This window comes from Streptomyces sp. NPDC050704, from assembly GCF_040654355.1.
GTDB lineage: Bacteria > Actinomycetota > Actinomycetes > Streptomycetales > Streptomycetaceae > Streptomyces.
Genome location: NZ_JBFAHW010000125.1, coordinates 17,842 through 30,230, shown reverse-complemented (window position 1 = coordinate 30,230; position 12,389 = coordinate 17,842). Strand labels below are relative to the sequence as shown.

The window sequence follows — 12,389 nt, the reverse complement described above, 5'->3', positions numbered from 1 at the left end:
GCCCGCCCGCGCACCATCCAGCCCGTCCGGCGTTTGAGGACGAGGCCGTTCAGGCCGAAAGGGGGTCTGGGGGCGGAGCCCCCAGGGGATGGGTCGGGTAGGGGCGGCGGGGGCGAGGGAAGGGCCGTCTCAGTCCAGGTAGCCCCTCAGTTGGTCTGCGAAGGCGTGGTCGCGGAGTTTGTTGAGGGTTTTGGATTCGATCTGGCGGATGCGTTCACGGGTGACGCCGAAGATGCGGCCTATCTCTTCGAGAGTGCGCGGACGGCCGTCGGCCAGCCCGTAGCGCAGCTGAACGACCTTGCGTTCACGCTCGCCGAGCGTGGAGAGGACCGCCTCCAGGTGCTCCCTGAGCAGCAGGAACGCCGCCGACTCGACAGGACTCGTCGCGTCGCCGTCCTCGATCAGATCGCCGAGGGCCACGTCGTCCTCCTCGCCCACGGGCGCGTGGAGGGAGACCGGTTCCTGGGCGAGCCGCAGCACTTCGCTGACCCGCTCGCTGGGCAGGTCGAGATGTTCGGCGACCTCCTCCGGCGTCGGCTCATAACCCCGCTCCTGCAGCATGCGCCGCTGGACACGGACGACCCGGTTGATCAACTCCACGACGTGGACCGGCACTCGGATGGTCCGGGCCTGGTCGGCGAGGGCCCGGGACATGGCCTGGCGGATCCACCACGTGGCGTACGTCGAGAACTTGTAGCCGCGGGCGTAGTCGAACTTCTCGACCGCCCTGATCAGGCCCAGGTTTCCCTCCTGGACGAGGTCGAGCATGGTCAGGCCGCGGCCCACGTACCGCTTGGCGACGGAGACGACGAGCCGCAGGTTGGCCTCGATCAGGCGGCGCTTGGCCATCCGCCCCATGACCACCAACTTGTCCAGGTCCAGGGCGAGTTGGCTGTCCAGGTCGGAGGCGAGCCGCAGCTTCTCCTCGGCGAAGAGGCCGGCCTCGACACGGCGTGCGAGCTCGACCTCCTCCGCCGCGGTGAGCAGGGGGATACGGCCGATCTCGCGCAGGTACTGGCGGAACAGGTCGGAGGAGGGGCCACCGGTGTCCGCACGTCCGCGGGGCGGCGCCACGGGTTCCGGCGCCTCGGTCTCCACGAGGGTGACGGTCGGCTCGTCGGGCTCGGACGAGCCCTCCGCTTCCTCCGTCTCGGGGTGGTGCGCGGCACGGCTCTGCGGCGGTACGACCGCGATGACGTCGCTGTCCGCGTCCGTGTCCGTGGTGTTGTCGGTCTGGGTGAGGGTCTGGGTCTGCACGGGGGCGACCTCCAGGAATGTCGCTGCTGAGGCGTGCGGCAGCGGGACGGGGACGACGGCCTCGCCGCTGTCCGTCCCGAACACGTTGAGCGGAACCGCGGGGACAATGGACCCGTCGCGTTCGGGTCGGCCGCGCTCCGAGGACTCAGGCACCGGAACCCAGTGTGGAGTACGACACATCGTCGCCACGAGGGGCGTGCGGTGACTTTTTGAGTCCGGTCCGTGACCACGTGGTTACCCTCGTGGAAAACTCCGGTGCCCGTTCGCGCCCTGATCTGGCACGTTCACGGGTACGCCGCCGAACCGATCGGGGTCGGTCCCGAAGAGCGTGTGTCGTGTCGGCCCGCGCCGGATGCCGTCGCAGCCGATGGTCAGGTGGACGGGTTCCCCGTCGTCCGCCGCCGAACCGGCCAGGGCATGGAAAGCAGCTGCTCGTTTCCGTCCCCGTCGGTCGTCCCCGTCGGTAGTCCCCGGCGTCCCCGTCAGAGCGCGGCGGCGCCCTGTTCGCGCAGAGCCTGGTCGTACTGCTGGAGCACCCACAACTCGTTCTGCACGGCGGCCAGCTGGGCCGGGTCGCCCTGGGCGCTGGCGCGGGCGAGGGTGCCCTGGACCTCGCGTACCCGGCGCTCGACGGCGCGGCGGCGGACGGTCACCAGCTGTTCGCCCGCGTACAGCTCGTCGACCGTGCGGCGCATGATGGCCTCGACGGTCAGCTCCGTGACCATGGAACGGACCGTGTTGTCGGGGGCCGCCTCGCGGACCCGGACCAGGTACTCCTGCGAGTCCTGGACGCCGTACTCCGCGCCGCCCGCGTCCATGATCGCCTGGCGCACGGCCGCGTACGGAGCGGCGGTGAACTCGTCGAGGCCGTACGCGTCGAAGGCCGGGGAGACCAGTTCCGGGCGCTGGAGGGCGAGCTTGAGGAGCTCGCGCTCGGTGGCGTACACCGGGTTGCGCAGGGTCAGGGCCGGACCCGAGGGCGGGCGGGGGCCGCCGCCGTTGTCGTACTGCTGCGGGGGGCGGCCGGGTCCTGCCGGGGCCGGGCCCTTGCCGCCGCGGTCACGGGCCCAGCGGGCCAGCTGGGCGACCCGCTTGACGACGAACTGCGTGTCGAGGATGCCGAGCATGCCCGCGAGCTGCACGGCGACCTCGTGCTGGGCGCCGCTGTTCTTGATGCGGGCCACGATGGGCGCGGCCTCGTCGAGGGCAGCGGCGCGGCCCCCGGGGGTCTCCAGGTCGTAGCGGGTGAGGATCTGGCGGAGCGCGAACTCGAAGAGCGGGGTGCGCGGTTCGACCAGGTCGGCGACCGCCTCGTCACCCTTGGCGAGGCGCAGGTCGCAGGGGTCCATGCCGTCGGGGGCGATCGCGATGTACGTCTCGGCGGCGAACTTCTGATCGTCCTCGAAGGCGCGCAGGGCGGCCTTCTGACCGGCCGAGTCGCCGTCGAAGGTGAAGATCACGCGTGCCGAGCCGTTGTCCATCAGCAGGCGCCGGAGGATCTTGATGTGGTCGGTGCCGAAGGCCGTGCCGCAGGTCGCGATGGCGGTCGTGATGCCGGCGAGGTGGCAGGCCATCACGTCCGTGTAGCCCTCGACCACCACCGCGCGGCTGCTCTTGGCGATGTCCTTCTTGGCGAGGTCGATGCCGTACAGGACCTGGGACTTGTGGTAGATCGGCGTGTCGGGGGTGTTGAGGTACTTGGGGCCGTTGTCCGACTCGTACAGCTTCCTCGCGCCGAAGCCGACGACCTCGCCGCCGATGTCGCGGATGGGCCACATGAGGCGGCCGCGGAAGCGGTCGATGGGGCCGCGGCGGCCCTCCTGGGAGAGGCCGGAGAGGAGCAGCTCCTTGTCGGTGAAGCCCTTGCCGCGGAGGTAGCGGGTGAGGTGGTCCCAGCCCTGGGGGCTGTAGCCGACGCCGAAGTGGGTGGCGGCCGCCTGGTCGAAGCCGCGCTCGGCGAGGAACTTGCGGCCGGTGTCGGCCTCGGAACCGGTGTCGAGCTGCTCGATGTAGAACTGGGCGGCGATCTTGTGGGCCTCGACCAGGCGGATGCGCTCGCCGCGCTGGTGGGAGGGGTTGTACCCGCCCTCCTCGTAGCGCAGCGTGATGCCCGCCTGGCCCGCGAGGCGCTCGACCGCCTCCGAGAAGGTGAGGTGGTCGATCTTCATCACGAACGTGATGGTGTCGCCGCCCTCCTGGCAGCCGAAGCAGTGGAAGAACCCCTTGCTGGGGCTGACCTGGAAGGAGGGCGACTTCTCGTCGTGGAACGGGCACAGCCCCTTGAGGTTGCCACCGCCCGCGTTGCGCAGCTGGAGGTACTCGGAGACCACGGCGTCGATCGGGACCGCGTCCCGAACAGCCTTCACGTCCTCGTCGTTGATCCTTCCAGCCACGCATGGATTCTACGGGGAGGGTGTGACAGTCGAGTGCCGTCGTCGGTCACGAGGCCGGGTTGCCCAGACTGTCCAGCGGAACGTGCGGGTCCGCGAGCGCCTCGCTGTCCACCTGAGCCTTCGAACGAATCAGCTGTTGGATGGGCTCTGTGACGTCCCACACATTCACGTTCATCCCGGCCAGCACGCGTCCCTGAGACATCCAGAAGGCGATGAACTCCCGCTTGCCCGCGTCTCCGCGGATCACCACTTGGTCGTACGTCCCCGGGGGCGCCCAGCCCGAGTACTCGAGCCCGACGTCGTACTGGTCGGAGAAGAAATAGGGCACCCTGTCGTACGTCAGCTCGCGGCCCAGCATCGACCGGGCCGCCGCCGGGCCGCCGTTCAGGGCGTTCGCCCAGTGCTCGACGCGCAGCCGGGTGTCGAAGAGCGTGTGGTGGAAGGACGCCACGTCACCGGCCGCGTAGATGTCGGGGTCGGAGGTGCGCAGCCGCTCGTCGACCGAGATGCCGCCGCCGTGGGCGCGGTCGGCCAGGGTGAGGCCCGCGGCCTCGGCGAGGGCGGTGCGCGGGGCGGCGCCGATGGCGGCCAGGACGTCGTGCGCGGGGTGTTCCTCGCCGTCGTCAGTGCGGGCCGCGAGGACCATGCCGTCCTGCCCTGCGATCTCGGTGAGCCTGGCGCCGAAGTGGAAACGGACGCCGTGCTCGCGGTGCAGGTCGGCGAAGAGCTGGCCCAGCTCGGGGCCGAGGACCGCGTGCAGCGGGGTCGGCTCGGGCTCGACGACGGTGACCTCGGCGCCGTACTCCCGGGCGGCCGCGGCGACTTCCAGGCCGATCCAGCCGGCGCCCGCGATCACGAGGTGGCCGTTGTCGCGGCCGAGGGCGGCCAGTACGTGCTTGAGGCGTTCCGCGTGGGCGAGGCGGCGCAGGTGGTGGACTCCCACCAGATCCGTGCCCGGAATCTCCAGTCGCCGTGGTTCGGCGCCGGTCGCGATCAGCAGCTTGTCGTAGTGGACGAGCGTGCCGTCGTCACCGAAGCGGACGGTCTTCGCCGCCGGATCGATGGCGTCGACGGTCTGGCCGAGATGCAGCTCGACGTCGTTGTGCGCGTACCAGGCCGGCTCGTGCACGAAGACGCTGTCGCGCTCCTCCTTGCCGAGCAGGTAGCCCTTGGACAGCGGCGGACGCTCGTACGGGTGGTCGCGCTCGTCGCAGATCAGTATCACGCGCCCGGTGAATCCCTCCGCCCGGAGCGTCTCGGCCGCCTTCGCGCCGGCCAGCCCTCCTCCGACGATGACGAATGTCTGATCCGCGTCGACCACTTGATGCCTCCTGCCAGGGGGTCCGGGAAGTGTCTCCCGGGAAAACACTGCGGGTGTCGCCACATGCGAGCGTCACATGCGAGCGTCCCGCACAGAGCGTGATGCGGGAAGAGGGAGTGACCCGATCAGGCCACGGAGTGTCACGCTTTCACCGTTTGGACTTCACACCTGCCCCCTGAGCCTCGCGTGCAGTGAGCGCGCCGAGGCGTCCGTCAGCGAGGAGATCTGGTCGACGATCACACGCTTGCGTGCGCGGTCGTCGTCCGCCCGGTCGAACAAGGCGCGAAACTGCGGGTCGAGGCCGTCCGGCGCGCGGGTGGTGAGCGCCTCGGCCAGCTCCGCGACGACGATCCGCTGGTCGGCGCGGAGCCGCTCCTGCTCGGCGCGCTGCATGACGTACCGGTCGGCGACGGCCTTGAGCACCGCGCACTCCAGCCGGGCCGTACGGGGCACGACCAGTTCGGCGGCGTACCGCGTGAGCCGTCCTGTGCCGTACGCCGCGCGCGTGGCGCCCTCCGCGGCCAGGCAGAAGCGGCCGATGAGCTGGCTGGTGGCGTCCTTCAGGCGGGCCTGAGCGACCGCCGAGCCGTCGTAGCCGTGCGGCCACCAGGCCTGGTCCAGGAGGCGGTCGAGGGCTTCGGCGAGCTCGGCGGGGTCGGTGTCCGCCGGGACGTACCGGCCGATCGCGACCTCGAAGATCTCCCGCCGCTCGGGCTCCGCGTGCAGGCAGTTGGGGTCGATGTGGCCCGCGTGCAGACCGTCCTCGACGTCGTGCACCGAGTACGCCACGTCGTCCGACCAGTCCATGACCTGGGCCTCGAAGGTGGTGCGGCTACCGGGGGCGCCCTTGCGGACCCAGTCGAAGACGGGGCGGTCGTCTTCGTAGACCCCGAATTTCGGGGACCCGGGGTCGGTGGGGTGGGCGCCGCGCGGCCAGGGGTACTTGGTGGCGGCGTCGAGGGCGGCGCGGGTGAGGTTGAGGCCGACACTGACCAGGTCGCCACTCTCTTCACTTCGCACGAAGCGCTTCGGCTCGATCCGGGTGAGGAGCCTCAGCGACTGCGCGTTGCCCTCGAAGCCGCCGCAGTCCTCCGCGAACTCGTTCAGCGCCTGCTCGCCGTTGTGCCCGAAGGGCGGGTGGCCCAGGTCGTGGGAGAGACAGGCCGCCTCGACGAGGTCGGGATCGCAGCCGAGGGCGGCGCCCAGCTCGCGGCCGACCTGGGCGCACTCCAGGGAGTGGGTCAGCCGGGTGCGGGGGCTGGAGTCCCAGACCTGGCTTCGGGTGCCCGGAGTGACGACCTGGGTCTTGCCGGCGAGGCGGCGCAGGGCGGAGGAGTGGAGCACACGCGCGCGGTCGCGCTGGAAGGCGGTGCGGCCGGGCCGCTTGTCCGGCTCGACGGCCCAGCGCTCGACGGCCGCGTCGTCATAGGTGTCGTCAGCGTCGTTGTGGGCGTGCTGGGCCGGGTCCTCGTACGACGATGGCTGTGATGCCTTTCGTGCAATGCCTTCCATGCCCCGACAGTAGACGCAGGCACTGACAAACGGGGCATGGAAGGCTATCGCGTACGCATGCTTCAGGCCGAGGTGAGTTGGCGCTCCCAGGCGGGCTCGGGGGCGGCGACGGCCTGGTCGTAGCGGTGCAGGACGAGGCGGGCCATTCCCGGGTGCGCGCCGAGCGGGGCCGCGGCGATCCAGGGGGCGGCCGCCGCGCACTCGGTCGAGAAGCGGCCGGGGGCGGTGAAGTAGGAGGCGACGGCGACCCGGTGGCGGCCGCGGGCGGCGAGGGCGCGCAGGGCGTCCGGGACGGTGGGCGCGGCGGCGGACGCGTACGCGGGGACGACGGGCACGCCGAGGCGTTCGGCCAGCAGCCGGGCGGTGCGCCCGGTGTCGACGGCCGCCTCGGGATCACGGGATCCGGCGGCGGCGAGCACGACACCGCTCACCCGGCGGTCCGCGTCACCCATGCGCGTACGCCAGCCGGCCTCGACGAGCCGGGCGTACAGCGTCTCCACGAGCAGCGGGTGCGGGCCCAGCGGCCCGGCGATCCGGGTGTGCGCCGACGAGGCGGCCGCGGCCTCCGGGATGTCCTGCTTGACGTGGTAGCCGCGGCTGAGCAGCAGCGGTACGAGGACCGCGTCGCCGGTGCCGAGGGCGGCGAGCGTGTCGGGCAGCAGGGGCTCGTTCAGCTCGATGTGGCCGAGGTGCACGGGCAGGCCGGGGCGCAGGTCGCGGATCCGGGCCATGAGGGTCCGGATGGTGCTCAGGGCGCGCGGGTCGCGGCTGCCGTGCCCCACCAGGACGAGTGCGGGCGGGGCGGAACGCCGGGTGCCGTCGAGGGACACGAGGCTGAGCTGGCTGCCGAGCTGGCTGGTGATCCGGTTCATGAGTTGCGCCGTACTGTCGAGGTGAGCGCCACGGAGCGGCCGGCTGCCGGGGCGGGGCTTGGACTCCTCGCGAGGAGGATTCGACGCCGTCATGCACCAATGGTCGGGGTACGAGGTTGCCGTCCCGTTGCGCGGGAATGACGGGTGTTTTCCGGCGGTTCACGGTGTGGTGCATGGGGCCTGTGAGGTGCCGTGACCTGCGGTTACGCCGCCCCGAGTGAACCTGGTCACGGTCCGCCGGGCGAACCGGATCACCGTATGCCGCGTCCCTCATGATCGAAGGCGTCTGTCAAGACCGCCCGGGAAGGAACCCTCCGATGCGTCGTCCGAAGCTGCGCAGACCGCGCCTGCCACGTCTGCCGAGCCTGCCACGCACCCGTACCGGGCAGCGGCGGGCCGTGCAGGCCGTGATGGCCGCGTGCGTGCTCGCGCTGCTGCCGGCGACGTGGATGTACGTGACGACGGGCGACCGGCTGCGGACGACGGCGGACGCGCCGCGCACCGAGGTCGCGGTGGTGTTCGGTGCCGGGCTGTGGGACGGCGAGCCGTCGCCCTATCTCGCCCACCGGCTCGACGCGGCGGCGAAGCTCTACCGGGCCGGTCGTGTCGAGGTGGTCCTCGTCACCGGCGACAACAGCCGCGAGGACTACGACGAACCGGACGCCATGCGTACGTACCTGACGGAGCGCGGCGTCCCCGACCGGCGGATCGTCAGCGACTACGCGGGCTTCGACACCTGGGACTCCTGCGTGCGGGCCAAGAAGATCTTCGGGGTGGGCGAGGCCGTGCTGATCAGCCAGGGGTTCCACATCCGGCGGGCGGTCGCGTTGTGCGAGGAGGCGGGGGTCGAGTCGTACGGGGTCGGGGTGGCCGACCGGCATGACGCGACCTGGTACTACGGGGGTGCGCGGGAGGTCGTCGCGGCGGGGAAGGCGGCGCTGGACGCCCTGTTCGAGCCTGATCCGCGGTTCCTGGGGCCGAAGGAGCCGGGGGTGCGGGAGGCGTTGGCCGCGGCGAGATAGAGCGCCGCTGCTGCGGAGAGGCAGGGGCGAAGGGGCCCCTGCCTCTCGTCGTCAGCGCCTCTTGCCTTCAGCGCCTCTTGTCGTCAACGGTCTTTGCCGTCGACGGCCCTAGCGTCAACGCCCCTTGCGTCAGCGGCCCTTGAACGACGCCGGGCGTTTCTCCAGGAAGGCGTTCATGCCCTCCGTCTGGTCCTCCGTGGCGAACAGCGCGTGGAACACCCGGCGTTCGAAGAGCGTGCCGTCCCGCAGGCCCGTCTCCAGGGCGCGGTCCACGCACTCGCGAGCCGCGGTGAGCGCCGGCCGGCCGTACGAGGCGATGGTGGCGGCCGCCTCCGTGGCCGTCGGGAGGACCTGGTCGTCGGGGACCACCCGGGAGACGAGGCCCGAGCGTTCGGCCTCGTGGGCGTCCATCGTGCGGCCGGTGAGGATCAGGTCCATGGCCTTGGCCCTGCCCACCAGTCGGGTCAGCCGCTGGGTGCCGCCGATGCCCGGGATCACGCCGAGCTTGATCTCCGGTTGGCCGAAGGTCGCGGACTCGCCCGCGATGATGACGTCGCACATCATCGCCAGTTCGCAACCGCCGCCCAGCGCATGGCCGTTGACGGCGGCGACCTTCGGGGTGCCGAAGCCGGCGAACTCCTCCCAGGCGGAGAAGTAGTCCTCGGCGGCCATCTCGACGGCTGTTCTCCCCGCCATCTCCTTGATGTCGGCGCCCGCCGCGAAGACCCTCTCCGAGCCGGTGACGACGAAGCAGCCGACTTCGGGGTCCGCGTCCAACGGGCGCAGTACGTCGAGGAGTTCGGTCAGCAGTTCGGTGCTCAGCGCGTTGAGGACGTGGGGGCGGTGGAGGCGTACGGTCACCACCCGGCCGTGGCGTTCGGTCTTGAGGTTGTTCATCGACTTCCCTTCCACACCGGAGAGTCCGGAGAGTTACGAGTCCCAGATCGCGCCGTAGGCCGGAATGCCACGCCGTTCGAGGCCGTGGACCACCTGCCAGGTCAGCTTCTTGTTGGAGATGCAGATGACCGCCTCGGCGCCGAAGTCGCGGTACGCGTCGTACGCGAGGCGGACCATGTCGGGTTTGCCGTGCCGGGAGGTGTCCCAGACGAGGGCGTGCGGCTGGACGGCGAGGATCTCGTCGACGAGGTCGTCGCCGTAGGTCGTACGGGGGTCGCGGGTCGCCCAGACGAGGCGTGAGGGCACCTCGGCGGCCAGCAGGTGGGGCAGACAGGGGCCGATGCCGCTGCCGGTGGCGACGTAGACGACCTTGCTGAACAGGGTCTCGATGTTGGCGACGCCTGCCGTGGTGATGCCCTTGACCCAGACGCGTTCGGGGGCGTCGTCGATGAAGGAGCCCGTCCAGTCGCCCGCGCGGGAGATGGTCAGCCGGAAGCCCGGCTCGCCCGGGGCGGGCACGTTGGCGAAGGAGTGCCACTCCTTGAGCGGGCTGCGGCTGATGGCTGTGGAGGAACCCGCGAAGGGGGTCACTCCGTGGTCGAAGCGGGCCAACGCGACGTGCGTGGAGGGGCGTTCGACGCGTACGTCGACCTTGCGCAGCCTCAGCCAGGGCAGCGCGACGCTGAACGTGACGACGGCCAGGGCGACGAGGGCGAGCGGATCCTTCGGGGAGAGCAGGGTGTGCGTCCAGAACAGGGCCAGTGCCGTCCAGCCGCCGAAGCGGTGGATCTTCTCGAAGTGGTCGTGGTGGCGGGACCGGAAGGGGGGCAGGGCTGTTGCGATGATCCCGGCGAGGAGGGCGATCAGGGTCCAACTAACGGTGATGAGTGCGGTGTTGCCGCCGTTCACCGTCAGTGCGACCGCGCCCGCCAGGAACCACAGTGAGCCCGCCAGTGCTCCGCCCACGTGGAGCCCGCCGAAGTGGTACACCTTCCCGAGCGTCCAGCGGACCTTGATCGGCCAGGTGGGCGGGGCCCAAGTGGCCAGCCGGAAGAGGGCGTTGATGACGTACTGCTGGCGTATGACCACGGCGAGGGTGAGGTTGGCGAGGGTGGCGTGGCCGATCGTGCGGGGGTCGTTGTGCACGGGCCAACTCATCGCGAGGTAGGTGAGGTTGGCGAGGATTACCAGGGCTGCGAGGCGGTTGTGGTGCATCAGGCGGGGGTGTTTGAGGAGGCGGCGGGGGGTGGAGATGAGTGGGGGGAGTTGGGCGGGGGTCGCCTCTGGGGGTGCCGGGGGTGCTGGATGTGCGGGTGCGGGTTGTGTGTGGCTGGTCGCGCAGTTCCCCGCGCCCCTTGCGGGGCTCTCCTGGCGGGTCCTTTCTATGGAAGAGGTCATCGTGTTGCCCCTTCCCGTAGCGTCGGCACGAATGGTGTCTCCGGGCGCCATGGCCTCTCCCGTTCCCGCTCCATCGCGAGCCGGAGTAGCACCCCCTTGTCGACCTTTCCCCGGTCCGTCTCGGGGAGGGTGGGCAGGGGCAGCACCGCCGACGGGACGCAGTAGTACGGCAGCGCCTCCGCCACCGCGCTCCGGGCCGCGTCGGGGTCGATGTCGGCCGGGCAGACGAACGACACCAGGTTTCGGGCGTCGCGCTTCAGGGTGACGGCACGGGCGCAGCCCGGGAGGGACTCCAACACCGAGGAGACGGCGTCGAGTTCGACGCGGAAGCCGCGGACCTTGACCTGGTCGTCGGTGCGGCCGAGGTGTTCGAGTTCGCCGTCCGCGGTCCACCGTCCCAGGTCCCGCGTGCGGAACATACGGTGGTCGCCGCCGAGGAAGGGGTCGGGGGCGTACCGCTCGGCGGTGAGTTCCGGGTTGCCGAGGTAACCGGCGGACACGCAGTCGCCGCCCGCCCACATCTCGCCCACCGCGCCGATGGGGACCGGGCGGCGCTCCGCGTCGAGGACGTACACGGTGTTGTTGGGGGTGGGCCGGCCGATCGTGAGGAGCGGATCGTCGGGGCGGTGGCGGCGGACCGTGTTCACGATCGTCGTCTCCGTCGGGCCGCACGAGTTGTGGAACGCGCACCGCCGGGCCCACGCGTCCGCGAGCGGCCGCGGGCACGGCTCCCCCGCGACGGCCACCGTCCGGACGCGGGGGCAGCCCGCGGGGTCGATCCCGGACAGCACCGTCGGCGTCGCGATCAGGACGTCCGCCGTGGCGGCCGTCCGGGCGATGTCCTTGCCGCGCACGACGAGCGTGCCGCCGTGGGTGAGGCAGCCGAGGATCTCCCAGGCCGCCATGTCGAAGGCGATGTTGAGGAGTTGGGCCACCCGGTCGCCGGGGCGGATACCGAGGCCGCCCGGTTCGGTGAGGAGGATGTTCGCCACGTTGCGGTGGGTGACCTTCACACCGTTGGGCTTGCCGGTCGTGCCCGAGGTGAAGAGGACGTAGCAGCCGTCGTCGGGGCGGACGGGACGGGCGAGGCGCGCCGCCGTCCCCACATCGCCGTACGAGTCCCCGTACGAATCCCCGTACGAGTCTCCGTACGGGTCCATGCGGGAGTCACCGTACGAGTAGTCCTCCAGCGTGATCAGGCGGTGTCCGTCCGGCCCCTCAGGCGAAGGCACCCGCAGCGTGTGCTCCGTCTGAGTGAGGACCGTCCGTATCCCGGCGGTGCGGATGACGTGCCGCAACTGGGCGGCGGGGGTGAGTCCGATGTCCTGGGGCACGTACGCCGCGCCCGCCTTCAGCGTGCCGAGCAGTCCGACGAGCATCGGGATCGAGCGGCGTACGAAGAGGCCGACGTGGTCGCCCGGCCGTACGCCCTCCCGTAGGAGCCGGGCCGCCAGCCGCTCGGCGCGGCGGTTCAGCTCGGCGTACGTGATGGTCGTGCCCTCGTGTTCGGCGGCCACGGCGTGGGGTGTGCCGGCGGCCCGCCGTTCGACGGCGTGGTGGATCAGCGGGTCGGGGAGAGGGATGGCGGGACCCTGGCCGAATTTCCGGAACAGGGCTCTGTCATGGGGGGTGAGATGGCGCAGAGGCATGGTTCTGGAGACCTCCTGGCTGTTTCGAGAGACAGGTGGCATGGCCGACCGGAGGCGGGCATGCCCGG

The 12,389-nt window shown here is 71.1% G+C and carries 9 protein-coding genes; 1 reads left to right on the top strand and 8 read right to left on the bottom strand.

Annotated features, from left to right (window positions below; genetic code table 11):
* Nucleotides 1-129: 129 nt before the first annotated feature.
* The 5 genes from AB0I18_RS43315 to AB0I18_RS43295 all read right to left on the bottom strand — a co-directional run bounded on the left by AB0I18_RS43315 (nucleotide 130) and on the right by AB0I18_RS43295 (nucleotide 7,355).
* Nucleotides 130-1,410, bottom strand: a complete 1,281-nt coding sequence (locus AB0I18_RS43315) for an RNA polymerase sigma factor (RefSeq protein WP_363111284.1) — start codon at nucleotides 1,408-1,410, stop codon at nucleotides 130-132.
* Nucleotides 1,411-1,739: 329 nt separating this feature from the next.
* On the bottom strand, nucleotides 1,740-3,650 hold the full coding sequence (gene dnaG, locus AB0I18_RS43310) for a DNA primase (RefSeq protein WP_363111283.1): 1,911 nt from the start codon (nucleotides 3,648-3,650) through the stop codon (nucleotides 1,740-1,742).
* A 46-nt stretch (nucleotides 3,651-3,696) separates the two neighbouring features.
* Nucleotides 3,697-4,971, bottom strand: coding sequence for an FAD-dependent oxidoreductase (locus AB0I18_RS43305; RefSeq protein WP_363111282.1), 1,275 nt, complete (start codon nucleotides 4,969-4,971; stop codon nucleotides 3,697-3,699).
* Between the two features lie 162 nt (nucleotides 4,972-5,133).
* On the bottom strand, nucleotides 5,134-6,483 hold the full coding sequence (locus AB0I18_RS43300; protein WP_363111281.1) for a deoxyguanosinetriphosphate triphosphohydrolase: 1,350 nt from the start codon (nucleotides 6,481-6,483) through the stop codon (nucleotides 5,134-5,136).
* A 62-nt stretch (nucleotides 6,484-6,545) separates the two neighbouring features.
* On the bottom strand, nucleotides 6,546-7,355 hold the full coding sequence (locus tag AB0I18_RS43295; RefSeq protein WP_363111280.1) for a sirohydrochlorin chelatase: 810 nt from the start codon (nucleotides 7,353-7,355) through the stop codon (nucleotides 6,546-6,548).
* A gap of 317 nt (nucleotides 7,356-7,672) precedes the next feature.
* Here AB0I18_RS43295 and AB0I18_RS43290 point away from each other — a divergent pair, with 317 nt between their 5' ends.
* A complete protein-coding gene (locus AB0I18_RS43290; RefSeq protein WP_363111279.1) occupies nucleotides 7,673-8,377 on the top strand; it encodes an ElyC/SanA/YdcF family protein in 705 nt (234 codons plus the stop codon).
* A gap of 129 nt (nucleotides 8,378-8,506) precedes the next feature.
* Here the strand turns inward: AB0I18_RS43290 and AB0I18_RS43285 are convergent, their stop codons facing one another.
* The 3 genes from AB0I18_RS43285 to AB0I18_RS43275 are packed head-to-tail and all read right to left on the bottom strand — an operon-like array spanning nucleotide 8,507 to nucleotide 12,321.
* Complete coding sequence (locus tag AB0I18_RS43285) at nucleotides 8,507-9,274, bottom strand: enoyl-CoA hydratase-related protein (RefSeq protein ID WP_363111278.1); 768 nt, start codon at nucleotides 9,272-9,274, stop codon at nucleotides 8,507-8,509.
* A gap of 33 nt (nucleotides 9,275-9,307) precedes the next feature.
* Nucleotides 9,308-10,672, bottom strand: coding sequence for a hypothetical protein (locus AB0I18_RS43280; RefSeq protein ID WP_363111277.1), 1,365 nt, complete (start codon nucleotides 10,670-10,672; stop codon nucleotides 9,308-9,310).
* Nucleotides 10,669-12,321, bottom strand: coding sequence for an amino acid adenylation domain-containing protein (locus tag AB0I18_RS43275; RefSeq protein ID WP_363111276.1), 1,653 nt, complete (start codon nucleotides 12,319-12,321; stop codon nucleotides 10,669-10,671). Before AB0I18_RS43275 ends, AB0I18_RS43280 begins: the two co-directional genes overlap by 4 nt.
* Nucleotides 12,322-12,389 lie beyond the last annotated feature (68 nt).